The 24,781-nt window shown below is 58.9% G+C and carries 18 protein-coding genes; 4 read left to right on the top strand and 14 right to left on the bottom strand.

Going from position 1 to position 24,781, the window contains the following annotated elements; all coding sequences use genetic code 11:
- Window positions 1–2: 2 nt before the first annotated feature.
- The 8 genes from KHU30_RS01325 to KHU30_RS01290 form a co-directional block, all read right to left on the bottom strand.
- The gene (locus KHU30_RS01325) at window positions 3–1,328 is read right to left on the bottom strand and encodes a type II and III secretion system protein family protein (RefSeq protein WP_211440849.1); all 1,326 of its coding nucleotides are present in this window, start codon (window positions 1,326–1,328) and stop codon (window positions 3–5) included.
- A gap of 15 nt (window positions 1,329–1,343) precedes the next feature.
- Window positions 1,344–2,378: a Flp pilus assembly protein CpaB gene (gene cpaB, locus KHU30_RS01320; protein WP_211440848.1), complete on the bottom strand. Its 1,035-nt coding sequence runs from the start codon at window positions 2,376–2,378 to the stop codon at window positions 1,344–1,346.
- A gap of 48 nt (window positions 2,379–2,426) precedes the next feature.
- Window positions 2,427–2,639, bottom strand: coding sequence for a hypothetical protein (locus tag KHU30_RS01315; protein WP_211440847.1), 213 nt, complete (start codon window positions 2,637–2,639; stop codon window positions 2,427–2,429).
- A gap of 88 nt (window positions 2,640–2,727) precedes the next feature.
- On the bottom strand, window positions 2,728–3,396 hold the full coding sequence (locus KHU30_RS01310) for a hypothetical protein (RefSeq protein WP_211440846.1): 669 nt from the start codon (window positions 3,394–3,396) through the stop codon (window positions 2,728–2,730).
- 7 nt (window positions 3,397–3,403) lie between these two features.
- Window positions 3,404–4,189 (bottom strand): TadE family protein, encoded by a 786-nt coding sequence (locus KHU30_RS01305; protein WP_268907167.1) that lies wholly within the window; start codon window positions 4,187–4,189, stop codon window positions 3,404–3,406.
- A gap of 35 nt (window positions 4,190–4,224) precedes the next feature.
- On the bottom strand, window positions 4,225–4,821 hold the full coding sequence (locus tag KHU30_RS01300; RefSeq protein WP_211440844.1) for a hypothetical protein: 597 nt from the start codon (window positions 4,819–4,821) through the stop codon (window positions 4,225–4,227).
- A 212-nt stretch (window positions 4,822–5,033) separates the two neighbouring features.
- Window positions 5,034–6,410, bottom strand: coding sequence for a pilus assembly protein TadG-related protein (locus KHU30_RS01295; RefSeq protein WP_211440843.1), 1,377 nt, complete (start codon window positions 6,408–6,410; stop codon window positions 5,034–5,036).
- 89 nt (window positions 6,411–6,499) lie between these two features.
- A complete protein-coding gene (locus tag KHU30_RS01290; protein WP_211442153.1) occupies window positions 6,500–6,757 on the bottom strand; it encodes a hypothetical protein in 258 nt (85 codons plus the stop codon).
- A 252-nt stretch (window positions 6,758–7,009) separates the two neighbouring features.
- On the opposite strand from KHU30_RS01290, the gene KHU30_RS01285 reads away from it, so the two are divergent.
- From KHU30_RS01285 to KHU30_RS01275, 3 genes are all read left to right on the top strand, one after another.
- Window positions 7,010–8,095: an OmpA family protein gene (locus tag KHU30_RS01285; RefSeq protein ID WP_211440842.1), complete on the top strand. Its 1,086-nt coding sequence runs from the start codon at window positions 7,010–7,012 to the stop codon at window positions 8,093–8,095.
- Window positions 8,096–8,180: 85 nt separating this feature from the next.
- A complete protein-coding gene (locus KHU30_RS01280) occupies window positions 8,181–8,585 on the top strand; it encodes a hypothetical protein (protein WP_211440841.1) in 405 nt (134 codons plus the stop codon).
- A gap of 281 nt (window positions 8,586–8,866) precedes the next feature.
- Window positions 8,867–9,202, top strand: a complete 336-nt coding sequence (locus KHU30_RS01275) for an antibiotic biosynthesis monooxygenase family protein (RefSeq protein ID WP_211440840.1) — start codon at window positions 8,867–8,869, stop codon at window positions 9,200–9,202.
- 43 nt (window positions 9,203–9,245) lie between these two features.
- Here KHU30_RS01275 and pbpC read toward each other — a convergent pair whose 3' ends face one another.
- The 6 genes from pbpC to KHU30_RS01245 form a co-directional block, all read right to left on the bottom strand.
- A complete protein-coding gene (pbpC, locus tag KHU30_RS01270; protein WP_211442152.1) occupies window positions 9,246–11,477 on the bottom strand; it encodes a penicillin-binding protein 1C in 2,232 nt (743 codons plus the stop codon).
- A gap of 77 nt (window positions 11,478–11,554) precedes the next feature.
- Complete coding sequence (locus KHU30_RS01265) at window positions 11,555–17,395, bottom strand: alpha-2-macroglobulin family protein (protein ID WP_230427144.1); 5,841 nt, start codon at window positions 17,393–17,395, stop codon at window positions 11,555–11,557.
- A 120-nt stretch (window positions 17,396–17,515) separates the two neighbouring features.
- Window positions 17,516–17,959 (bottom strand): hypothetical protein, encoded by a 444-nt coding sequence (locus KHU30_RS01260; RefSeq protein ID WP_211440838.1) that lies wholly within the window; start codon window positions 17,957–17,959, stop codon window positions 17,516–17,518.
- Window positions 17,960–18,039: 80 nt separating this feature from the next.
- On the bottom strand, window positions 18,040–19,815 hold the full coding sequence (locus KHU30_RS01255) for a J domain-containing protein (RefSeq protein ID WP_211440837.1): 1,776 nt from the start codon (window positions 19,813–19,815) through the stop codon (window positions 18,040–18,042).
- Entirely contained in the window at window positions 19,815–21,524 is a 1,710-nt protein-coding gene (locus KHU30_RS01250) for a molecular chaperone HscC (RefSeq protein ID WP_329956649.1), read from the bottom strand. Before KHU30_RS01250 ends, KHU30_RS01255 begins: the two co-directional genes overlap by 1 nt.
- Window positions 21,525–21,714: 190 nt before the next feature.
- A complete protein-coding gene (locus tag KHU30_RS01245) occupies window positions 21,715–21,927 on the bottom strand; it encodes a hypothetical protein (RefSeq protein WP_211440835.1) in 213 nt (70 codons plus the stop codon).
- 838 nt (window positions 21,928–22,765) lie between these two features.
- On the opposite strand from KHU30_RS01245, the gene KHU30_RS01240 reads away from it, so the two are divergent.
- Window positions 22,766–24,760, top strand: a complete 1,995-nt coding sequence (locus tag KHU30_RS01240; RefSeq protein ID WP_211440834.1) for a protease pro-enzyme activation domain-containing protein — start codon at window positions 22,766–22,768, stop codon at window positions 24,758–24,760.
- The last annotated feature ends 21 nt before the right edge of the window (window positions 24,761–24,781 follow it).

Here is a 24,781-nt window from a genome sequence, read left to right as displayed (position 1 = left end):
ATTCAATCCGTCACGGTTAATTTGGCAGGCAGGTTCGGCATCGGCGCGTTGTCGCGCAATTTCTTGTCGAACTGGTACAGGTTTTCCGAATTCAAATCTTTCGGCCCAGGTACGCGTGCCGGGGTTGGCGTGATCAGCCGCGGCGTGATGATGATGGCTACTTCACGCGTTTGCTTGTCGTCGTTCTTGTTGCGGAACAAGCCCCCAAGCAACGGTACGTCGCCCAGCAGCGGCACCTTCTGCGTGTCCTTCGACGCCTGGTACGAATACAAGCCATTGAGCACCACTGTCTCGCCTTCCCGGGCATTGAACTCTGCCGTGGTCTTGCGTTTCAGAAGGCCCGGAATGTCGCGAATCGTCACAGACCGGTCAATGCTGCTTACCTCGACATCAACCTTGGCATAAATGACGCCGGAGCTATCCGCAACCGGGGTTACCTCTGCAATGATTCCATACTCCTTGAATTCCACCGTGGCCTGGCCAAATGTCCCTATCACTGGCAACGGTATTTCACCACCGGCGATGAATTTTGCCGTACTGCCGCTGCGCGTCGTCAGATTTGGCGCTGCCAGCATCGTTGCCTCGCCATCCTGGACAAGTACGTTGATTTTCGACGTAATCACAGAGGCCATGGACACGAATCCCTTCGGCGGCCACACTTTTAACGGGAAGTTTTCGCCCAAGGAAACACCGGTGGTGCCCGGATCGGGGGTATAACGGAACAGCGAATTGCCTATCGGATCGGCAATCACGCCTGCAGCCGGACCGTTTATCTTGGAATCCCAGGCGATGCCCAGCGAGCTTGACCCTTTGTTGGTCAATTCAAGCACCTTGAACTCAAGATAGATCATCTTTTCCCATCCAACCTTGCCGACAAAATTCACCACTTCCTTGTACATGTCGGCAATTGCCCTGACCCGCTCCTGATTGGCGTCGCTCACCATGTCGCCTTCAAGCACAATCTTGTTGCCGGCAATCCGCGCAGTAACGTTGTCGACATGTGTCAGCAATTTGTTGATGTCGTCCAATTTCTTCTTCATGCTGGAATCGATCACATTAAAAGTACTGACTTGCTCGCTACCGTCTTTGAGCCACAGGTGCAAAGTGGACGATCCCTCTTTCTCGGCTATGACCAGCAGCTGCTTGTTGTCCATGGTCGTAACCGAAATAACACCACCGTTGCCGATGGCGATCCGACTCACGTCAATAGGAAATACCTTGGCCTCCCCTGCAAACATTTCCAGATCGGTTGGCAGCACGCCTTTGACGGCAGCAAGTGAGAATACGGGCGCAAGCGCGCAAAGAAAACATACAAGAAATCTGATCACGTCGGTCTTTCGTTCTTATCGAGGAAATAGTTTTGTAGATTTGTTTGACGAAGCTTCAGGAACCGGCGCAATGCCAAGGCGGGTCCTTACATCATAGGATCGACCGTTGCCGCCAGTCGACGCGGTGGCCGGACTGGTAGCGGCTGCCAGCATGCTTGGGCCAAACGCTTCCGCCTGCGTTTTCTGGATACCATTTCCGGTTCCGCCGGTAATGATTTCAACGAAATTGCCGCGTCCCGCGATCGGCTGGTCCGCCACTTTCTTGAAAGTCACCTCATCCAGCGGAGTGGATGAAAAGGACGCGGTATCGTCGGCATTGCGCAGTACAGCCGTCAAGTTGCCAAGTTTCTGTGCAATCAAGACTTTTTCCGCCTGGTCGGGGCTGACCTTGAGCGTCACGGTAGTGAAGTCCTGGTTCTCTTCACGTTCCTTGCCATCTTCGGTTTTCACGATGCGTTTCTTGGTCATCTTCCCTGTAGCCAGCACCGGTACCGCCTGTAGCAGCGGCCTGACATGCGTCAACTCCTTGGGGCCGGATTCGGCGCTCGGTGCAGCACCAGCGCTTGCCGATGAGGTTTGCGGCTGGTATGAGTTTTCGGTCAGCCCCTTCCCTGTGAATATCAGGTCGATAATGTCACCCGGCACCACCATGCCCGAGATCGAACTGATTTCATCCACAGGGAAAGTAATTGCCCGTTCACCTTTAGCCACGGTGGTCGACAGTGGCGGGCGGTCGGAGCGTTCCAGGGAACCGCGGTCGACCGGATCGCCCGGCTGCAATGCGGTCACCACCCTTTGTCCGCTGACCAAATCAAGGTCATTCGGCTGCAGCGCATTGCTCGACAGATAACGCACCGGGATCTTGCGCACGGCGAGATTGTCCGACGACAGCACGGTGCCAGGCGCGATATCGACCGCAGCGACGATCACCTGCTTGCTTTCATATTGCCCCGCCAGTTTCTGTTCTGCCTGGGCCAGATAGTTACGTAAATAGTACTGGGCGCCGACGAAGCACAAAACTCCGAGAGCGACCGCACCGCCGAGCAGCATAGTGTTTTTTGATATCTTCAAGGAAGCAACTTCTTTTCAATAAAAAAATTAAAGGACGGAAGTCAGGAAACTGAAACCGCGAAAAAAATTTCTAAAAGCAAAAGCTAGAACTTCAGCCGGCGTCTTGCCCACGAATTGGGGCACGCCGACATCTGGCATCGGAATGAACATCACTATCGCTACCACGGTGACAATCAATATGTATTCCATGATCGCCTGCCCGCCTTGCGCCCGCGGCGAGCAACATTTATGAAATTTCATTTCCAGTCCAATAAAAAACAGCAGTGCAACCGCCTTGCGGCGTCGCTCATCGGTCTATCGGAAACCATGCCGGCCAAGCCGCTTGCGTTCAGCGCTTTGACATGGTGACGGTATTCATCATGACGACAGCGCCACCCTCATCCGGCGTCAGCGCTGCATCGAAATCCTGGTTGCCCTTATCGGCCGCCAGGCGCGTGCCGGTTGCCGTTTTACGGCGTTCCTGGACTTTCCAGCCATTGGCGCGCAAGGTGTTTTCCAGCACGCTGGCGGTGGCGTCCACCGAGCGCTTCGATACCGCCGTCACCTGCTGCGACTGCATCTCGGGGTCCGTTGATTCAAGCACCGAAAGAGTCTGCAGCCCGGCAGGCAGGCGCAGCTGCAACACTGGCTCGCGCATGCGTTGCGGCGAGGTCAGCGCCAGGTAGCCCTCAATCTGACCATCACCCGCATTGCGCACCTGGACGCTGCGGTGCTCGTCGCCCAGTCCCTGGTTCAGCACAGTCCATGTGCCCAGCGCGCTCCTTTTTACGTTGGCGCCGCCAGGATTGCGCTCCCAGGCGTTTTGAAATTGCTTGAGCAACTGCTCGGCCGGCTGCGCGGTGATGAAGTAACGGATATTCATCGGAATGCCGTTGAGCCGCATTTCCGAGCCGACGCTTTGCAATTGCAGACTGTCGGGCGAATCCAGCCATCCGGCACGCGCCGAGCTGCAGCACAGCAGCAGGCAAAAGCAGCAACGAAGTAAGTGATTTTTCATGATCGAATCAAAAGCAACCGGCGGTCGATCTATACATCGGCAAATTGCTGGCGCCGGGTCCGACGCGATCGGCCGGGACGATATCCGGACAAATCTCTCCAGGGTCGAAATGATCGAAACTAGGTTCGATGATCGACAATGCCCATTTAAGCGGGTCAAGCACCGGCTTGATTTTTTCGAATATGGCAGTCGGGGCGAAACTGCGGGTCCGCATGGCTGCCTGCTGGGGACCGCTTGCGTCCCAGCTATCCGTGACCAAGGCGTTCGATTCGCGCAAGGTCAGGTTGAGCGTATTCAGGGGCGCAGGAAGCGAACTGACATCGGCCAGCTTGACACTTACCTGACTGGTGTAAAAGCCTCCTGTATTCAGTTTTTCGCCTCCGGTCAAGGAACCGATCGCGCCGGTCAGCGAACCGAGCACGCTGTCGACGGTCGATGCCGCCTTGCCAGGGAGAGCTCCCTGAGAAGTACTGACCGAAACGTCGCCCGGCCGGGCAATCAGCCGGCTTTGATTACGATGGTCAAGCCATTCCGAGCTTTGGCTCTGCCAGGCGGCATTGTCCGCCAGACCGTCAGTGGATTTATATGCATTACGATTCCAGCTGAAAAGACGGGCGCGCGTCTGTTGCTCTATCGTGGCGTCGGCATAGCCAGGCGGATGAACAGTACGCTCCCACGCCGCATAGCGTGCCGCTTGAATGGTCGATGCCTGGATATCATGAAACTTGCCCAGGTACCAGATGCCCAGAAACAAGGCAATCATGACTCCTGACACAACGACCATCTCTACCATCGCCTGGCCTTGCTGGCCGTTTCGGCTCCGCGTTTTCATTGTGTGTAGCTTTCAGCCTTAAAGCGTTTGGAAATGCCCTCCGTCAGCTTGCGCACCGACACCGGTTCCGTAATCACGACATACTGAAATCGCGGATCATTGCCGGCCGGCCGTGCTTTTGAATACAAGGTGATGGCTTGCTGATCGACTTCGGTCAGCACGCCGTCCTTTTCATAGACGCACATCTCCAGCAAAGAGCCGTCAGCCAGCATCGGATGGGATTTTGGCCAGCAGCGCAGGTTGACGCCGTTCACGGTGCGACGCTCGCTGAACTGCGACGTCTCGCCAGAAGCCGAAGAAGCGGCAGCAAAACCACCCGCGCCTGCAGTGTCGACAGTCGTCTTGCCATCCTCGCCGACATTGATATCTGTCTGCTTGCCGTCGTGCACCAGCGTGACGTTATATGCCTTGCTCGGCGTAATACGGTATTCGCAGCCCCGTTCCGGCGTGATCGTCGAAGTGTCGGCGCTATAAAGAGCTTCGGTTTTCCGCATGAATGATTTACCGTCAGTGACGACGGTAATTCTCTGTGTTGCATAATCGGCTGGGGCCTTGGGAAAAGGCTTGACCGGAATATGCTGCAGTTCAGCCATCGCGGCGCATAATTTGTACGCTGTTTCCTTGACTACCTGGAACGGACCGTCCGGCGGTTCCGGCCGCTCCAGCTGCACCAGCTCATAAGCACTGCCAGCCGCTACTGCAGTTTCTCCAGCAGACGACGCGCTTTGTCCGCAGCCAGCCAACACCAAGCCGAAAAGCAAGGTCGAAGCGACCAGCCTCACCCGAGGCGCTCTGTTTTTTTCACTTAACCGCATGAACCGCTCCCATCAACAATTGCCGCCACCGGCGCCAAGCCCTTCAGACCGTCGACGATGCCGCGCGACAGCGCGCTATTCGTCGCCAGCGATGCCCGCCAGTAAGGATTGAACAGACTTGGATATTCGACGCCGCCCGGGCGGTCTGCGCCATAGGGACGGGAAAAGCGCACACAAGCCGTAGAAAGCGCATATACGCCAGTATTCCCACCCGCAAAATTAGGGGCTGGATCGACAATCCTGCCGTCATGCAAGATGGCCTTGCCCTGGATAGCAGGATCATCGGAAGTTTTTATTTGTGCTTTGTTGACGACGACCTCTACCACGAAAGGCACATGCAAATCGGCGTCTTTTACCTTAGGATTCTTGATGTCCCGATAATTGGGAAACGGGCTTTGAATATTTTTTGCATTCTTGCCATTGGCTTCGGCCTGCGCAGCCCGTCCGTCAATCGAATTCCAGTCGTTGGTGTTACCGTGTATGCCAGTCTTGCTCACCTTATTCGGATTGTAGCCCTGTGCCCCTCCCCATCCCATCGGCACTGTGACCAACCAGCCTTTGGGCGTCCATCCCGTTTGCAAGCGTGAAGAATCGAGTCCCTTCCAGGCATCAAAATCAATCAGATCGGTACCGCCCTGCTTGCGAAACTCGAAGACAAGCGGAAATCCTTTGCTCCAGTCGCGCGACTGGGTAAATCCGTCGCGCGACGCCAGCGTTACTTCGCGCAATCGTGTGCGCCTATCGGAGTTGACCTTGCCGCCACGCGTACCGATATAGCTGTCGGTCAATGCTGTCCAAGCTATTGTGTTTTTAGCGAACAGCTCAATCTCTGCATTGCTCACTTGCGCACCGTTTTTCAGAGCGACATTTCTCGCAAGATCCTGCGCCACCAATGTCCCCGAGGCATTCATCGCAACTTGCGCCGGATAATAAACCTGGTTAATACCACGCAACAACGTCTCTGCCATAGGCAAACTGGACTGCACGGCTTGGTTCACGCTTTTGATCACATTGCCTACTGCATTGACTGCGGCGCCTAGATACGGCACCAGCTTCAGCAGGGCTGCCGGCCCGTTATTGATGAAATTATTAACGTAAGAAACCCACGACCGCAGGCTGACCGACTGCGCAATCGCCACTTCATTGGCGACCATCGCCCGGTTCGTATAAGCCTGGAAATTCAGGGTGCGCGCTTGCCATACTGCACCGCTATAGGCAGCTGCATCGGCAGCGTTCATGGCGCGCATTTTAGCGTTGGTGGTTTGTCCGCTATTGAAAGCAACCAGAAGCACGCTGACCAGGGCTGCGGCAAAACCAAGAAACAGCACCAGCGTCTGTCCGCGTTGCAAAAAAATCCTGATGCGCATGATTCAGTGCCTTTTTTTCAATTGACAAGAACACAAATAAACCGATGCAGCCTGAGCTGCTGGCCGCATCGGTTTCACTACGGGGGGTTTTACTTCTCGAAGGACTTCAGATCTTTCGTCTTGCTACCTTCGTTTTGAGCGGTAGTACCTGCAGTTGTCACAGTAGTACGCACTCCGGCAGCGGAACCGCCTGCCAGGGTTTGAGCTGCAGCGGCAGTCTGACCGCGGACGACACCACCGAATGCTTGATAAACGCCGATGGCGGCGATTGCAATCAGTGCAACGATAATGATGTACTCAGTCATACCTTGGCCCAACTGACGCGACAGCAATTTGCGTTGTTGCATAATTTCCCCTTGATTTTGAACTACAATAAAGTTGCTTAAAAAAAAGTTTCCCTGCGACAGCAAATGCATTTTAGCAATCATTTTTTGCGTAGTCATTACATGTGTTTACATTTTTTTACACAAAAAAACATGTTTACAGGAAACTTTTTAGGATATTTCTAGTCGATTGGAGATTGTTTTTCACTCTAGAAATTAAAGTAACTTCTTAAGAAAATAATCACCAAAATGCATTAAATATCAACTCATCATCTGTTGCAAAGCAGCAACGTAGACTATGAAATTTCTGCAATTACTGTTATCAATACGAACATGCCTCCAAATTTAAAAATCGCCCTCGCCGTCTCCTTCTGTATCTCCGTTTCCTTGTTTGGCTGCAAACGCAAAGAAGATGGCCCGCAGCCTGGAGCGGCAAATGCCGCCACCGTAGCGCCGTCACATGCAGCCAATACACAAACGGAGGCCGCCGTCGCCAAAGCCGGATTCAGCCTCGACAATGTCCCGCTTTCCAACGCCCCGCTGCCGCCATTTCCCTACCTCGACTGGCCGCAGAATCTTGCCGAAGGCGGGCGTTTCAGCGACAAATCTGATTTCGACAGGACTTATGTGGTTGCCGGCGATCAGCTGCGCGCGGTGGAAGGACGCATAGAAAGCCGCCACTTCTCCGACGCCGACGCGCAATTGACCCCGCTGGCGTCGCAGCGCAACTATGAAACAGCCATCAAGGCTCTCGGCGGCGTCAAGGTAAACTCCGTGCTGCCAAGCGATCCGGCCCTGGTCGCAGCGAATGGCGGCGATGTCGGCGACCTTATCGTCAACAAGCTGGGCCTCAAAGACTATCTCAACGCCTATGATGCTTACCTGATCAGGACGCCAGGAAAAAATGTGTGGATTACGGTGACAACCAGCAGCAATTCAACCCAGATCACCGCAATCGAAGAGAAGGCAATGCAGCAGCAGGTCGCCTATGCGACAGCCGACGCCATGCAGAGCGAACTGAATGCCAAGGGCCATGTCGCCCTCTATATCAATTTCGATACCGACAAGGCCGTAATCAAGCCAGACGGATTGACGGCCGTCGATGAGATCGGGAAGCTGCTGACGCAAGCTCCAACCCTCAAATTATCAGTAGAGGGGCATACAGACAACAGCGGCAATGCTGAGCACAACAAAACTCTTTCGCAGCAGCGTGCAGAAGCGGTTGTAACTACCTTGCTGTCCAAGGGCATCGCTAAAGATCGCCTGAGCGCCATCGGCCTGGGCGCAGATAAGCCGATTGCCGACAATAGCAGCGACGATGGCCGTGCCAAGAACCGCCGCGTGGAACTGGTCAAACAGTAATCAGCCTGTTCCGATAACGACGCCATAATCCCTGCTATATGGCGTCGTCACGCTATCCCCTTTTTTAACCAAAATGACTCTCGAAATGCACTCATACAAATTCAGCTTGCTCTGCCTGGCTATGGTCGGCGCTTTCAACTCCAGCATGGCAAGCGCACAGCAAACTTCTTTTCGCGTCAACGCTACGGAAGAAAAGAAAAATGCAATCGTGAACGTGGACAATGGCATGGTTGCAGCCCTTGGCCAAGCAACGACTCTTAACGGCATCGTCGGCACAACCAAAGACTTCAAGGGCCAGGAAATACCGGCCTATGTGGTATTCGACCGTTCGGTGCCAGAAGCCAAGCTGATGGCGCTTGCTTCTTTCCAAGGGCACCTGGCAGGATCGATGAACTGTCAGCTCATCCGCCTCGGAAGCAGCCCCGACATCCCGGCCGTCAAGGTCGCCGTGCTGGCGCAAAATTGCACGGTCAAAACGCTCAATCACTGATGCGCTTGTATTGATCCATCGGCTCCAAGCCCAGCCGCCTCGGAAACATCGTGGCGGCTTCTCCCTTCCCACATCCGCAGAATCGCCCAGCGCGCCCGGCTACCCTTGCATCAACTGCGCAACCCGTTCCGCCAGGCCGTGCTATTTCAGTAAATCTGCGCTGACCGATGCCTGCCAGCTCAAGCTCGGCCCCATGCAGCTGGCTGAAACCTGCCGCAGGCGGACAACCGCCAGCATCTGCCGATGCTCTACGAGATGCATACATTTTCCCAGAGGACGTCATGTACTCCGCAACATTCATTTTTGAGACGAAGCAGTTGGACGATGATTTTCACCGGCTCGATGGGCTGATTGCGAAGGCTGCCAAGGAGAGCATCGGTTACCTCGGCGAAGAAGCCTGGGAAGACCCGAAAACAGGACGCATCGTCAATGTGTACTACTGGGAATCGGAGCTCGGCCTGCAGCAATTAATCGCGCATCCCAATCACATTGAAGCAAAGCGGCGCTATTCTGAATGGCTTGGCGGCTACCAGGTCATTATTTCCAAAGTTATTCGAACATATGGCAACAACATGATGAACCACATTGCCGAGGGCGCGCCGACCGGCCTAGTCTAGCCATCCAATGCCGGAGTGGGAACACATCCGATATCCGCATCCATTACTTTTTCACGCTACGCCCGGCTTTCGGAGCGGCTTCTCTTTCAACAGCGCCGCGCACCTCGAACCGGACCTGGTCCAGCACCGTCTGCTTGTCATCCAACAATTCCAGCACATGCCGCCCCGGCCATGGCATCCAGTCGAATGCGAGCTGCGGGTTTTGCGTATGCGCCTGCCGGCTGTTCTTTTTCTTGCCGCCTTTAGGCATCGCTTCCGGCATGGTCAGCAGCTTGCCGTCCAGCCGCCAGACGGCATTGGGCACACCGCCCGCTTCAAACCGTATGCGCTGCCGCTCCGGCGGGATATCCGGGTCCAGCGCCACCAGCATGCCCGGCGTCGGATAGCGTATCGCAATGCCGATGTCGTCGGATTTCGCGGTCCTGATCAGCGCTTGTTCGGTGCCGGCCAGGAAATACTCCTGGCGCGGCGCTTCCAGCTTGTCTTGGTAGCTGATCTCCTGCGCCACGACGCCATCCGGCTTTTGGGGAATGGTCTGGCGCTGCTGGTCGCGCGTGTGCAGGTATTGCATGACTTCCTGCCAGATCGGCGCGGCGCCGGTGACGCCGGAGACGTCCCACATCGGCAGGCCGGAGGCGTTGCCGACCCAGACGCCGACGGTATAGCGGTCTGAATAGCCGACCGCCCAGTTGTCGCGCATGTCTTTCGAGGTACCGGTCTTGACTGCGGTCCAGACCCGCGTCGACAGTGCGTTTTCGAGGCCGAAGGTGCGGCTGCGGGCGCTGCGGTCGGACAGGATGTCGCCGATGATGAAGGCGGCGCCGGGGTCCATCGCCTTGCTCATCTTTACCGCCGGGTCGCTCAGCGAGGTCCGTATGCCGCTGTAGCGGCCCTGGTTGGCCAGCGCGCGATAGGCATTGGTGAGCGCCAGCAGGCTGACATCGGCGCTGCCCAGCGCCAGGCTGTAGCCATAGTAGTCGCCGGATTCGCGCAGCTGGAAGCCGAGGCTTTGCAGGCGCTGGAAAAAAGCCGTCGGCGTCACCGTCACCAGTGTGCGCACCGCCGGGATGTTCAGCGATGAACCGAGCGCGGTGCGCACGCTGACCAGGCCCTTGAACTGTTTGTCGTAATTTTGCGGGATATACAGGCCGCTGGCAGTCGGCAGGTTGATCGCCGCATCGTTGAGCAGCGAGGCGGCCGTCATCCATTTCTTTTCGATCGCCATCTCGTACAGGAAGGGCTTCAGGGTCGAGCCAGCCTGGCGCAAGGCCACCACGCCGTCGACCTCGGCGGCATTGGAAAAGGTGCTGCTGGAACCGACCCAGGCCAGCACGTCGCCGCTGGCGTTGTCGATGGCGAGGATGGCGCCGTCCTGGATGTTGCGGTCGGTCAGCGCCGCCAGCTGCCGCTGCAGAGCGTCGGTGGCGACGCGCTGCACGCCGCCATCCAGCGTCGAGCGCAGCGACTGTCCCGGCGTGCGCAGCAGCTTGCGCGCCAGATGCGGCGCCAGCTGCGGCGCGGTGGTGGTGACCACCACTTCGGAATTGGAGCCGGTACGCGCCAGGGCTAGCAAGGTGAAGCTTTCCAGGTCCTTGCATTCCTGGCCGGCCTGCTGTTCCTGCAGGATGCGGCAGGCGCGTTCAGTGACGCGCGCCGGGGTGGCGTTGGGGCCGCGGATCAGGGCCACGGCGATGGCTGCTTCGCGCCGGCTCAGGCCGCCCGGATGCTTGCCGAACAAGACCCGCGACAAGGCGTGGATGCCGACCAGTTCGCCGCGAAAGCTGACCAGGTTCAGATAGGCTTCCAGGATCTGGTCCTTGCGCCAGTTGCGCTCCAGCAGCTGCGCCACCATCACCTGCGACAGCTTCTGGCTGAAGGAGCGCGGCGAATTGCGGCGCCGCAGGTCGTCGTCCAGCAAACCGGCCAGCTGCATGGTAATGGTCGAAGCGCCGCGGGTGCGGCTGTTCCACAGATTGCCCCAGGCGGCGGCCGCTACCGCATTCCAGTCGACCCCGCTATGCTGGTAGAAACGCCGGTCTTCCGAGGCCACCAGGGCGCTGCGCAAGGCAGGCGAGACGTCTTCCAGCGCCACCCAGGACAAGCGCCGCTCATGCGGATTCAGGCGGATCTGCTGCAGCAGCTGGCCCTTGCGGTCGTACAGGCTGGCTTCGGAGGAGCGGAATTCCTGCTGGACGTCGGCGAATTTTTGCAGCGCATGCGCTGGCGCGGCGCTCACGGCAAGCAACAGCACGGCCGCAAGCGGCCAGCCTTTCAGAGATGAAAAACAGCCCCGGCTCCCGGGCGCCGCAAGGTTTTTGCCGCGCGCGCCAGGAACCGTGTTTTGCTTCAATTTCACTTCACCGTCCACTTCGGATTAGGGAATTCGCCAAACATTTCCGGCGCATACATCGCCTCGACCCGAGTCGGCGGCAAGCTGAACTCACCCGGATTGTTGAGGCGGAAGGTATAGGTCATGGTGAATTTACCCTTGGGCACGTATTCATAGTAGCTGCGGAAAGACTCGAAGCTGCGCTCTTCATACGCCAGCCAGGCGCTGCCGCTGGGCCGTTCGCTGCTGGTGGCAATCGCCGAATCGCGGCCCAGGCCGGAGCCCAGCAAGGTGGCGCCGGACGGAATCGGATCGGTCGCCACCACCCAGGTCATGTCGGTCTGGGCGTCGATCTCCAGGTCGACCCGGTAGATATCGCCGCGGCTGTATTTGCCCTTTTCCTTTTGCTCGACCGGCACGATGCTCTTGGCGATCCGGTAACCGCTGGAGAACGGCTTCTTCAGCACCACTGCCGCCAGGCTTTGCACGGTCACCCATGGAGCGCCGCTGCCGGCATGCGTCAGCTTGAGCTCTGCCGGCGCCGCGGTGGCAGCAGCAACAGCGGGCCATGGCAGCTGCAGCTTGCCGCCTTCCGCCGTAGCCGTCGGCCAGCTGAAGCTTTGGCTGCTGGCCACGGCAGCGCCCTGCTCCAGCGAGGCCTTGGTCACGCCGGCGACTTTTTCAGCCTCGAACTTCTGGCCGAATTTCTGCATGGCCAGGCTGCCCCAGACATTGGCCGTGGTAGTCGCCCAGTGGCCGCGCGACTGCCGCTGGATGGCGCCGTTGATCAGCTTCGGCATGTCTTCCTTCCAGGCCGGATTATCGAGCATGGTCAGCACCAGCCGGGTGGCGTTGACGTCGGCGCTGGCCATCAGCCACCACCAGTAGTCGTCGGTCTCGGTGGAGAAGCCCATGCGCGTGCTTTGGTAGTTCAGGCGGGCGCGGATGATCTGGTCGGCCTCGGCCAGGCGCTTGGCGCGATCCGGGATGCTGGAGACCCGCTGCAGGATGTTGATCCAGTCCAGCACGGCGGAGGTTGGCCACAGGTTGGGCGAGAGCTGGATCGAATCGAGCATGGCCGGGCGCACCCGGTCATAGCGCGACAGCGCTTCCAGCGCGGCCAGCTTGCGCACATCCAGGTCCTTCTTGGGCGACCAGAAATCGCGCGTGATCTTGCCTTCGACGAAAGCAGCCAGGCCGTCCAGCATCTTGTCGCGGCTTTGCTGCGGAATCGCAAAGCCGGACTCTTGCGTGACTGCCAGCAGATAGGCGGTCAGGGTGTCGCTGCCGCGCCCGGCATTGCTGGCGCTGGGCGGGTAGTAGTAAGCCAGGCCGTCGCTGTCGAGATAGGTCGGCAAATCGTTGGCCACCTTCTGCCAGGCGACGTCGTCACGCAAGCCGATCGCGCGCGAGGTCTTTTGCTCCAGGCAGGAGAACGGATAGTTGACGAAATAGCGCCGCAAGCCTTCGCTGTTGCCGGCCAGCGAGGACGCCAGCGAAACCGCCAGGCCGCCGCGCCCCGGCAGGCCGTCGGCCGGCGGCGCCACCGCCATGCTGAACGGCTTGTCGAGCTGGAACATGGTGGCCTGCTGCACCGTCACCGGCACTGCCGGCACCACGCGCTGGGTAAACTTGATGGCGTCCTTGACCTTGGGGCCGCCCTGCTCCTGCGCATTGATTTCCCACACCAGCTGCTTGGCGTCTGCCGGCACGGTCACCGCCCACACCAGTTCGCGCGACTCGCCCGCCGGAATGCTCAGGTCCTTGGCTGGCAGTGGCGCAGCTGAACCTAGGCCGACGGCCTGGGCAGTGGCGTTGACCTGCATGACGCGGGTGGTGGTGTTACGCACCGTCACCATGGCGCTGAAATCGTCGCCCTCGCGCACCAGCGGCGGCAAGCCTGAGATCAGCTGCAAGTCCTGGGTGGAACGGATGCTGACGGCGCCGGTGCCGAACAGGCTGTCGCCGCTCTGCGCCACGGCGACGATCTTGAAGCTGGTCAGGGCGTCGTTGAGCGGCACATCGATCTGGGCGCGGCCATTGGCGTCCAGCACGATGGCCGGCTTCCACAGCAACAAGGTATCGAACAGTTCGCGCGTCGGCGACTTGCCGCCGCCGCCGCCGGCCGGTATCGCCTTGCGGCCGTAGTGGCGCTTGCCCACCACCTGCATCTGCGCGGTCGACGTTTCCACGCCGTAGCTGCGCCGCTGCAGCATCGCCTGCAGCAAGTCCCAGCTCTTGTTCGGCTCCAGTTCGAGCAGCGCTTCATCCACCGCGGCCAGCGCGATTTCAGCGCCGGCGGCCGGCTTGCCGCTCGGCAGGTTGACCTGAATGTTCACCTTGGCCGTCGTGCGGATGGCGTAGCTAGGCTGATCGGCCTTGACCATCACCGCCAGCTGGTTGGCGGCGCTGCCGACCGAGATTTCGGCGATGCCGAACTTGTATGCCGGCTTGGCCAGGTCGACGGTGGCGCTTGGGGCCTGGTATTCCTTGAACTCATGCCACCAGTTCAAGGGTTCTTTCCAACCCCAGGTAAAGAAGGAATACCACGGTACGTCGCGCATGCGGCCGCGCACCGCCAGCACCGAGACGAAGATGTTGGGCGCATAGCCGGCCTTGACCGGCAAGCTGAAGGTCGGATCCTGGCCGTTCAGCTGAAGCACCTGGGTTTCGACCACGCCTTCGCGCTCCACCGCCACCAGCACGGTCGCATAGCGGAACGGCATGCGCACCTGGAACTTGGCGGTTTCGCCCGGCTGGTAGCTCTTTTTCTCCGGCAGGATATCGATACGGTCCTGGTTTTCGCCATCGAACCACAGCTCGCCCTGCTTGGTCACCCATACCGAGCTGGCGGCGACCGACACCTTGCCGCTGTCGTCCTTGCCCTTGGCCGTCAGTTCGATATTGCCTGGCTCCGACAGTTCGACGGTGCAGATCATCAAGCCGCGGGCGTCGGTTTTACCCGAGCACAGCGAACCCAGGTCGGTGCCGGTGCTGGTGTTTTCATAGGCGTAGAAACCGCCGACCATGCGCTTGCGATGCGAGTTGGTGACCTTGGACGAACCGCTGATCTCAATCGGCACGCCGCTTTGCGGCTGGCCCGCGGCATTCAGGGCGACGGCAGTCAAGGTCAGCTTCTTCTTGACCGAGACCCACTCCCCGGCCTTGAGGCCGACCACCACCGCCGCCGGCCATACCGGGGTCACGCTCGACACGGTCTGGATTTCGCCATTCGGGTCGGCGAAAGTCATTTCCGTCAACAATTCCTTGGGCGCCGCAATCGCCGGCAAATCCTTGATCACCGTCTTGCCGCCGCCGTTCTTGTCCAGCGTCACCGGCAATTTGTCGGCGACGATCTTCTGCTCGTCGGCGCTGCTGTCTCCTTCGTTGCGCGCGGCAGAAAAGGAATAGCCGTCGTAGGCGGAAAAGCTCACGCCCTTGCTGCGCAACAGGCTGGTGACGTGCACCGACTGGCCGGAAGCGCCGCCGCCGTTCAGGTAGTTCAACTGCACGTCCAGCGGCACTTCCTTCGGCGCCACCAGGCTCTTCGGCGGCGTGATCCGCCCTTGCAGCAACGGCAGGCGGAATTCCTCGACCCGGAAGCTGCCTGTGCTGTAACTGCGGCGGTCGTGGCCTTCGTCGTCGCCCTCGTCGCTGCTGTTATCGCTGCCTTCATTCGCATTGCCGGCCTCGGCGACATTCTTCGGCGCCCCGCTGTCGAGCATCACTTCATAACTGCCGAGCTTGGCTTCTTTCGGAATCTCGAACACGGTTTCCGCATTTTTCTGGCCGCGCCAGGCCAAGGCAAACTGGTACTCCTGGCCGCTGCCCTGGTGGATGATGCGCACCCGGGTCGGCAGCTTGTCTTTCGCCAGCAGGCCGAAACCCTGCATGGTCTCGGTACGGATCACATGCTTCATCGACACCGTTTCGCCGGCGCGGAACAAGGTGCGGTCGAACACTGTGTGGGCGCGCACGGTGGAAGCCTTATCGGTATCGGTCGGCAGGTTGAAGCGCCAGGATTCGATGCCGTTGTTCCAGGACGTCAAGGCGAACGCCATGTCGGCGCGGCCTTTTTCATCGGTCTTGCGAGCGCTGATAAAGAAACCGGAGATTTTCCCGGACTCGCCATCGCCGCCGTTGCGGCAAGCGTCCTCCGGAAATTCCGGCACCATGACGATCCCGGTCTTGTCGGTCTTGCCGCGCCACAGCTCGGTGCCGGTGCAATCGGAAATCCGCACATCGGCATCGCTCACCGGCTTGGCGTTATCCAGCGTGGTGACCCACACCGCGCCGTTCTGGCGGCCGATCTTGACATGCACCGACAAATTCGTCACCAGCGCGCTGGTGCGCACGAACATCGGCGCGGCCTTGCCCAGCAGTGCCGCGCCCAGCTTTTGCGATTCCAGTTCGACCACATAGAAGCCAGGATCCTTGAGCGGAATGCCGATCACTTCAAACGGCCGGATGCCGTCCTTGCTTTCCGGCGGTTGCGGCAGCGCCAGGGTCTTGACGCCGGCCTGCTTGGCCAGGATGCCGATGCTGCGCGTTTCCACCGGCTTCTTGTTGATGGTGATGGTGTTCTCGTGATAACGGTTGAGCTTGGTCAGCCAGGCGATGATGCTCTGGTCGTCCGTGACTTTGAGGTTGCTGACATTGCCCGGATGGATCTTGCCGTCGGCGCTGCGCGCAACCATTCCGGCCTCGACGTTGCGCAGGGTGACCGGCAAGGTGGCGTCGGCATTGAGTTCGATGATGCCGAACGGCGCCGAGGGGAATTTCGCCAGCGGCGGATAATCCGCCATGCGGGTTTTCATCGGGAAGGCGGCGGCGTTTGACAAGGGACGGCCGTTTTCATCCTGGAAGTCTTTCGGCAGCTCGATGCTCAGTTCCGATTTTTCGGCGAAAGGCGGATTGAAGGTCAGCTGCGTCACCGTATCTTCAGTGTCGGTCTTGTCAAAGAATGGCTTGAGCTTGCCGTTGGCGCCGCTCAGCGTGACATTCTCGGCCAGCTTGCGCGGCACCGGCGCGGTAAACACCAGGCGCGCAGGCAGAATCGGCGCGCAGGCCGCATTGGCATTTTCGCGCTCGCAGCTGAAGCTGGCGGTGAAGCTCGGCCGCACCTTGAACTTGAACACCTGCGGCTGGCGGCTGGCGATGCCGGAGGGAGTCGCCACGCCCTTGTCCCAGGTCAGGCTGACCGCACTGTCGTTAGGCAGGCGCTGCTGGCACTGCAGTGTGCTGACGCGCTCGGGATTGATTTTTTCGGCAAAATGCTCGAGCAGGTCCTTGCGCACCGTGCCGGCGATCAGTTTTACAGGGATCCGTTCATGCACGCCTTCCGCTTCGCAATACACATGCTGCAAGATGCTTTCGCTGGTCGCCGCGCCGTTCTGCACCAGGATGAAGATCTGCTCTTCCTCGATGCGCTCTCCCGACGGCATGACATTGATCACGGCGGGGCCGCCGGTATTGAATTGAAAGCTGGTTTTGCCGGACACAGCGGCGCCGGACAATAACTTGAAGCCTGGCTTGAGCGTGAAGCTGCAGCGCGTGCCCGGCCCTATGTCGCGCACGAAGTCATAGATCCAGTTGCGTTCATCGGCCCAGCGGCCGCTGCCGGCTTCGGCGCAGCTGATGTCGAAGGGCATCGGCGCCTTCGGGTCGCCGAACTTGACGGCAGCCTCCGAGAAATTGACGCGCACCTGGCGCACCTGGGTGATGTCGCCCTGCGGAGAAAAGCTATTGATGCTGGCGGCATGCGCCATCTGGCTGAACAACATGGCTGCGGGCAGCGCAAGGATAAGCCGGCCGCTCGCTCGCAGGAAGCCGCGGGCGAAAAAAAACAGCCCCGGAAATTTCATGGCGCTGTTGCTTACTGCTTTACGCTCGATTGCTTGTCGCATGGACGTCCTCAGACTAGGAAAACATGAAAACGGCAGCTTGCTGTGCGCTGTGCCGCTCTATTTTTAAAACCGGCTGCCTCAGGATGAACGGCCCGCAAGCAGATTGACCAGCATGAACAGGCCGATCGCGCCGGCAATGAACGCCCAGTATTGCATCTTGATGAAGAACAAAGAATGGTCCGGCTTCAAAATCACCTCGGCGCCAGTCCGCTTGTCGAGCAAAACCCGATTCTTCTGCGGCGAATTGAATTTGTTCCCGGCCAGCCAGATGGCGCCTGCAGAAAGGATCATCCCGAGCGCACCGCCATAGGCTACGGACAAGCCGGCTTTTTCAAAAAGCACCGTCGTCAATACTACTATCAATGCCGTGATGACTATCACCAGCAACCCCCATCCCTTCCAGATCACTATCATTTCATCGTCCTGTATCAACTTTGCATTTAGGCGGATAGAAACTTCTGCCCCGAATAAGCACAACGCAAAACCAGCCCTTTGCAGGCCGGCCTCGCAGTTTTGCGCCATTAATTTTGTTGTAATTTTTTTGTTGCGATTCTACAACTAATTACATAGGATCGCGACAACTAAATTGATGAGAATCGCCCTCAAGAGAATTTACGGCCGCTATCTCTGCAAACCTGGATATTGCAGCCGATGAACAAGGCCATGACGAGCAGCATGGTCGAAGTCAAATGAATGGAAGGAATCGTTTTTTCGAGCACCGCGCTGGCGACAATGGTCACCAGGCCAAAGGCATACACTCTCATGCCGGTGGCGCCGCTGCCGAGATACACGTTGGCAATCGGGAAGCTCAGCAAAGACCAGATCCATGCCGCCACGGCAGGCACAATATAGTGCTCTGGCGTGGCCAGGGTCCCCAGGTAAAACACCAGTCCGGCGATGCCAAGCCAGGCTAGGCGAATCTTCCAGAGAGAACTGCCGGAAAAATTCGACAAGCCATAGTAGTACTCCCCGCCCCGCACCAGCATGGTCGCGATAGGCAGCGCGATCAGGCTGCACTCCCAAAATCCGAATCCCGGAAAAATGGAGAATCCAAGTCCGCCGATTCCTCCCAAGACGCTGGCCAGCAGCACAACAATAATGAAGCCGACGATATTGAGAAAGCGCCATGCTGCAAACGAGGAAAGCAGCAGACACGCGAACAAGCCCGCATCGATCAGGCCATGCGCCCACTCGCCGCGGAGATCGAACATGGCGGCGGTCGAGCACAGCACGAACAATGGCATCCAGCCGACTTGCACCCGTTTCGTCAGGTGCCTGGCGTACAGCCACTGCATTACGCGTTGCAAGATGCCCTTCTTGACCGCCAGGTAAGCCAGCCAAAGCGCGCCAGCTTCGATCAGGGCGAAACCTGCCAGCGCGACCGCATCCTGCAGTTTTTCCGGGATCAAGCTGGCGCACAAGGCCCTGAGCAAGCCGAACACCAGCGCGCCGCACAGCAAGGCAACGACGCCTGAATGCACGCTCAGTCGCGGGGTATGCACCTGCCGCTCCCACCATGCGAAGACCTCTGCATTGAGGCGGTACGCCAGCAGTTCCGAGGAGTGCCAGCGGATTCTTTGCACCAGCTCCTTCATTTCAGCCACGAATTTGCGCTCGTACAAGCGCATCGAGCGCTTGGGAACCACGGTCTGGATCAACGCCAGGGCCACCTTCGAGCCGACGATGGCAGCATTTTCCAGCCACTTGTATCCCTGGTCTGCCTGGTAGCGGGCCAGCGCGGTCCGCGCCAGCTCCGGATTGTGCTGGAACAGATGCTGCGCATTGTCAACCCAGCCGAAGTGCTCGACCATGGCGGCGCGCGCCGTCTGGTCGGCATTCTGGCTGGCGCAGTATTGCATTGCATGGAATTCGAAGGCGTCGCGGACGTCGAAATTCTCGAAATCCTCGGTCTTCACGAAATTTGCCAGGATCGCGGAGGTGTAGCGCAACTGCCCGGGTGTCATCTTCAGCATCAAGGCCTGCCACAGGGAGTCCGCCGCTGCCGCCGCATCAAACGCCGGCTGCACGGCCTCCAGCAAGCTTGCCTGGTCTTGATGCAAGGCGACGGCGCGCTTGCCGGCAGCGGGCTGGGAAAGCGCCGCGGTTTCCACTTCCGTGTGCGCTGCCGTCTGGCCTGCCGCAACCGCATCTTGCGCGGCGGCTGGCGGCTCCAGCTCTTCATCCTTGCGGGAAAACGAATGCTCGATCAGCGCCAAGGCGCGTTCATACGCCTGCCTCAAGGCCTGGAATTTTTCCGGATCGTCGTCCGGACGCACTACCTTCAAGCGCTTGGCGTAGGCGCGCTTGACGGTGCGCTCATCGTCGGAGGGCGGAATATCAAGGGCGCTCCAGATCCACTGATTCCATTCAGAGTGCATCAGATATAGCTTTCATTTTCGACGTGATCGAGATGCTTCTTCAACTCTGCGCGCGCATGCCGGATTTCATCCATCTTCTGCGATTCAAGCAGCGCCTGAAACGACGCGATGCGATGCGAAAGAAAGGTCCTTGCATCTCCCAGCGACTGCTCATACAGACGCTCCGCGCGCGCCATCAGGGCACGGTTTTCGGCCTGGCTGCGCGGGTGGATCTTGAGGTGCTCCAGCTCCTGGAAACGCTGTTCGATCTGCTCGGGCGACATGACGCCGGGATTTTCCGCAATCACAAGCTTGTGCACCTGATCGGTCCCGGCCACCGTGGCTTCGGCTTCGAGGATGCCGTTCAGATCGTAGGTGAAGCGCACATCGACCGCGATCTGGCCCGCCTTCTTCAGCGGCACCGGGAACTGGATCGTTCCAAGGTAGACGTTGTCTTTCACCAGGCGCGACTCGCCCTGGTAAATCGCCACATGCAGTTCTTTCTGGTTATCCTGGATGGTGGTGATGTTTTCCACGCGCGACACCGGCACCACCATATTGCGCTCGATGATCGGCAGGTAATGGCCGGGTATGTATTGGTTCGGGCCGACCTGGCGCGAAATCGCGATTCCCAGCGAATAAGGCGAAACGTCGGTCATGACGACCTCGTCGAGCGCCGAATCGCGCATCTTCAGGCCGGCCTGCACCGCCGCGCCCAGCGCCACTACTTCGTCCGGATTGAAATGCACCAGCGGGAAGCGGCCGAACATGCGCGACACCAGCTTGCGCACCATCGGCATGCGTGTGGCGCCGCCGGCCAGCACGATCTTGTCCAGCGTCGCGGCGCGGATGCGGGCATCGCGCAGGGCCCGTTCGATCGGGGTGCGCAAGCGCGCCAGCAACGGCTCCGCCAGCTTCGTGAAGGCTTCTTCATCGATCAGCCATTTATATTCCTGCTCGCCGTATTGCATGCGCATGGTGACGCTGGAAGCTTCCGAAAGCTGGCGCTTGACCTTCTCGGCCTCGTCGCGCAAGCGCTGGTCTTGCTGGGGCGTGCGCAGCATGCCGTCCATCGATGCCCGCAAGCCGCTTTTTTCCACAAAGGCGTCGCACAGCAAGGTGGCGAAATCTTCGCCGCCGAGGAAATTGTCTCCTGCCGATGCCCTGACCTCCATGACGCCTTCGAACATTTCCAGGATCGAGATATCGAAAGTGCCGCCGCCCAGGTCGAACACCAGGAACTTGCTTTCGGCAGCGACATCTTGCATGCCATATGCCAGCGCCGCCGCGGTAGGTTCGTTCAGCAGCCGCTCCACCTTCAAGCCCGCCAGCTGGCCGGCGACGCGGGTAGCTTTGCGCTGGGCGTCGCTGAAATAAGCGGGGACGGTGATGATCGCTTCTTCCACGGCTTCGCCGAGGAAATTCTCAGCATCCGCTTTCAGGGAGCGCAGCACCATGGACGACAGCTCTTCGGGACGGAACTCCTTGCCGGCCAGGCGGATTTTCTTTTCACTGCCCATATAGCGCTTGAAGAGGGCCGCGCTGCGGTTTGGATGCGTTTGCAAGCGCTCCCGCGCCGCCCTGCCGACCAGCACGCTGCCATCTTCATCGATGCTGACGCAAGACGGCGTCAGGTTTTCACCCAAGGCGTTGGGAATGATATGGGATTGTCCGTCGCGCCAAACTGACACCAGGCTGTTGGTGGTGCCGAGATCTATGCCAATAATCATCATTATTCGTTTCTGGTTTTGTGATTCTAGTTTTGTAATCGCTGCTGCTGTCACGCTCCCTTGGGCCAGATCCGGTTCCAACTGAAAAACCGGCGCCGACGATCAACCGTCGATTGTAAATGAAACAAGTTGGCGAATTGCAATAACGCGCGATATTCCTATGCAATCCAGGCGTTCTGTAGCGTTTTTGTCACTCTGCGCCCTGCCTGTTCTCATGAGGCTGTAAATACGCAAGACGCAAGTCTTCATGGCCAAGTGCGCCCATCCGGACCGGATGGAAATCGCACGCCATCCGCGGCAAGGCGGCGGTGGCGATGGTGGTGTCCAGGCACTCCATGAAGAAGGCGGCGACGACAATCAAAGGTAAGCAACTGATGCGCGATTTGGCTGATTCTGCCGACATGACGCCTCTCGGGAAAATGGCTGGACCATTGGCCGATTCGCTCAACGCCGGAGTTTGCAAAAACCCTTGAAACCCGCTTGCAGACTGGCGATACGGCGTGACAGCGCGTTCCAGGAAAGCGTTTTAGGGCACCAAAAACAGGTGTTTAAAAAACAGACAGGTCTTTCTTTTTTCGGTTACAACTTGTAACACTAGTTACAAAATAAAGAGCAACATATATTGCCACGCAGAAATAATTCCTTTAGTCTGAATTCCTGAGAAGACTGAAGAAAATTTTAGAAACATTGTGCATAACAGTTGCAGCAGCGGTGTTTTCCAGCGCGTGTTGCCGGCGCCATGACGAAAGCCTTAGCTGCCGATGATCCTCAAGAGGAGCGCCTTATGCCTTGCCCTGGATTCGAATCAGCCATCCTGTTTCTCCCGGAATTGTCGGCCGACGATTCCGCTCGCAGCTCCGGCCTCTGCGCCTGCCGCTTGCCGGCATCCGTCGAGGCCATGCTGCCCTCGCCCAGCTGAGGGGCGTAGCACCGCGTCACTGATCCAACCTTGATGTAGCACCAGTTCATGCGCCTGCAGGCAGCGCGCATGCAGTCTTTCTGTTCGCCGATTTTTTGTCAAGCCAGGCAGCCAGCAATCCGCCGCCGGGTGTTTGCGCCATGCCCGCTGCTTCCGCGCGGCAGGCAACAAGGCATTTCTCCGCAGCGCCTGCAGCCGGGCGCTGCGGGAAATTGCGACTTCCCTTGAGAGCTTTACATTTCAAGGGAATGCATCCACTGAGCAGATCCAGCCGACCACCGTTGGCGGGATCACTTTATCCCTTAAAAACCGGAGTAAAGTAATGACATTCAGATCCAACTTTAAACTGCTGGCGCTCGCGGGCTTGACCCTTGCCGCGTTTGCCACCACCGCCCAGGCGGAGACTTGGGCGCCAACCGCGACCAAGGCAACTGCTGTCGCAAGCACGGCGCGAACCGCTGTGACGCATATCTCGGCAATGCAGTCCGGCGCACTGACCCACGTGGTGGTGGCGCTGAAACTGCGCAACAAGCCTGAACTGGATCAGCTCACTGCCGACCTGATGTCCGGCCGCTCGCACAAAACCTTGTCCAACGCGGACTTCATGCGTCTGTATGCCCCTACCAAGGAGCAGGTGCAAGCTGTCGTCAGCCATCTGACAAAAAGCGGCTTCACCAATATCACGGTGTCTGCCAACAACCTGCTGATCAGCGCCAACGGTTCCGCCGGTTCGGTGAAGACTGCTTTCAATACCGAGCTGCATACCTATAGCGTGAACGGCCGCAACGCCTACGCCAACATCAGCGACGCTTCGGTGCCGCAGGCACTGGGCGGCATCGTGCTGGCCGTGCATGGCCTGCAAACCGTGCACCTGCATCACACCATGCTGAAGAAACAGGATGCGCGCGTGGCCGCAACAACCATGTCGGCAGTCGGCCACAACCCGACCGATTTCCCGACCATCTACAACGCCAGCAGCCTGCCTAGCGCCACCAACGCCACCATCGGCATCATCACCTCTGGCGACATGACGCAGACTATCGCGGACTTGAACACTTTCACGTCCAACTCCGGCTACCCGCAAACCAACGTCTCCACCGTGGTGGTCAACGGCGCCAGCAGCGACACTTCCGGTGTCGATGAATGGAACATGGATACGCAAAGTTCGCTGGCAGCAGCAGGCGGCACTATCAAGCAGATGATCCTGTACACCGCCAACTCCCTGAGCGATGCCGACCTGACTGCGGCCTACAACCAGGTGGTGACCGACAAGCAGGCGCAAGCCATCAATGTCTCGCTGGGCGAATGCGAGAACGACGCGCAATCGTCCGGCATCACAGCCAGTAACGACCAGATCTTCCAGACCGCCGTTGCCCAGGGACAGATGTTCTCGGTATCGTCGGGCGATTCTGGCGCGTATGAGTGCAACACCAGCACCACTGCACAGAGCTATCCGGCGGTTTCGCCGTACGTGATGTCCCTGGGCGGCACCCTGGTCAGCACCGGCTCCGGCAATAGCTGGTCCTCGGAATCGGTATGGTCCTGCACTGACTGGCAGAGCTGCCAGCAAAGCGCAAGCGGCGGCGCCGGCGGCGGTCCTAGCCTGACTGAGGCAGCACCTAGCTGGCAAGTCAGTTCCGGCGTTCTCGGTTCCTCGAGCCAACGCGGCGTTCCTGATATTTCACTGGATGCGGATCCTTCGAGCGGCGCCTTGGTCCTGATCAACGGCTCTCCTACCCAGATCGGCGGCACCAGCCTGGCTGCGCCGTTGTTCACCGGCTTCTGGGCCCGCGTGCAATCGGCCAACAACAACAGCCTGCCATTCCCTGCCGCAGCGATCTATCAGAAAGCCGCAGCCAACCCAAGCATGTTCCACGACATCACTTCGGGTAACCAAGGCTACGCGGCCAAGGCTGGCTGGGATTACGCCAGCGGCTACGGCAGCCTGAATGTCGCCAACTTTGCCTCGGTCATCGGTTCCGGCACTACGCCGCCACCACCGCCGCCAGGCAATGTCCTGAAGAGCGGCGTGCCAGTGACCGGCCTGGGCCTGCCTACCGGTTCCAGCAAGGTCTACACCATCGTGGTTCCTGCCGGCCGCACCAGCCTGAGCTTCAAGACTTCCGGCGGCCGAGGCGATGCCGATATCTATGTCAGTTTCGGCTCCGCACCGACTATCGACTCTTATCAGTACGTGTCGGATGGCTCGACAACATCGGAATCCATCACCATCCGCAATCCGAAAGCAGGCACGTATTACCTGCTGCTCAATTCCTACGCAACCTTCAGCGGCGTAACGCTGGTTGCCAACGATTGAGCAAGATTGCGCAGCATAGTT

The organism is Collimonas humicola (assembly GCF_018304945.1).
Classification (GTDB): Bacteria; Pseudomonadota; Gammaproteobacteria; order Burkholderiales; family Burkholderiaceae_D; genus Collimonas; species Collimonas humicola.
The sequence above is the reverse complement of the archived record's forward strand: the minus strand, read 5'-3'. Positions and strand labels throughout refer to the sequence as shown.

What these genes read in the sequence shown, in the direction of transcription:
- KHU30_RS01260 (WP_211440838.1), bottom strand. Translation starts at nt 17,959, where the DNA reads ATGGCGCAAAACTGCGAGGCCGGCCTGCAAAGGGCTGGTTTTGCGTTG.
- KHU30_RS01280 (WP_211440841.1), top strand. Translation starts at nt 8,181, where the DNA reads ATGCACTCATACAAATTCAGCTTGCTCTGCCTGGCTATGGTCGGCGCT.
- KHU30_RS01300 (WP_211440844.1), bottom strand. Translation starts at nt 4,821, where the DNA reads ATGGCTGAACTGCAGCATATTCCGGTCAAGCCTTTTCCCAAGGCCCCA.
- KHU30_RS01275 (WP_211440840.1), top strand. Translation starts at nt 8,867, where the DNA reads ATGTACTCCGCAACATTCATTTTTGAGACGAAGCAGTTGGACGATGAT.
- KHU30_RS01255 (WP_211440837.1), bottom strand. Translation starts at nt 19,815, where the DNA reads ATGCACTCTGAATGGAATCAGTGGATCTGGAGCGCCCTTGATATTCCG.
- KHU30_RS01315 (WP_211440847.1), bottom strand. Translation starts at nt 2,639, where the DNA reads ATGAAATTTCATAAATGTTGCTCGCCGCGGGCGCAAGGCGGGCAGGCG.
- cpaB (WP_211440848.1), bottom strand. Translation starts at nt 2,378, where the DNA reads ATGCTGCTCGGCGGTGCGGTCGCTCTCGGAGTTTTGTGCTTCGTCGGC.
- KHU30_RS01245 (WP_211440835.1), bottom strand. Translation starts at nt 21,927, where the DNA reads ATGTCGGCAGAATCAGCCAAATCGCGCATCAGTTGCTTACCTTTGATT.
- KHU30_RS01290 (WP_211442153.1), bottom strand. Translation starts at nt 6,757, where the DNA reads ATGCAACAACGCAAATTGCTGTCGCGTCAGTTGGGCCAAGGTATGACT.
- KHU30_RS01310 (WP_211440846.1), bottom strand. Translation starts at nt 3,396, where the DNA reads ATGAAAAATCACTTACTTCGTTGCTGCTTTTGCCTGCTGCTGTGCTGC.
- KHU30_RS01295 (WP_211440843.1), bottom strand. Translation starts at nt 6,410, where the DNA reads ATGCGCATCAGGATTTTTTTGCAACGCGGACAGACGCTGGTGCTGTTT.
- KHU30_RS01265 (WP_230427144.1), bottom strand. Translation starts at nt 17,395, where the DNA reads ATGAAATTTCCGGGGCTGTTTTTTTTCGCCCGCGGCTTCCTGCGAGCG.
- KHU30_RS01305 (WP_268907167.1), bottom strand. Translation starts at nt 4,189, where the DNA reads ATGGTAGAGATGGTCGTTGTGTCAGGAGTCATGATTGCCTTGTTTCTG.
- KHU30_RS01240 (WP_211440834.1), top strand. Translation starts at nt 22,766, where the DNA reads ATGACATTCAGATCCAACTTTAAACTGCTGGCGCTCGCGGGCTTGACC.
- KHU30_RS01250 (WP_329956649.1), bottom strand. Translation starts at nt 21,524, where the DNA reads ATGATTATTGGCATAGATCTCGGCACCACCAACAGCCTGGTGTCAGTT.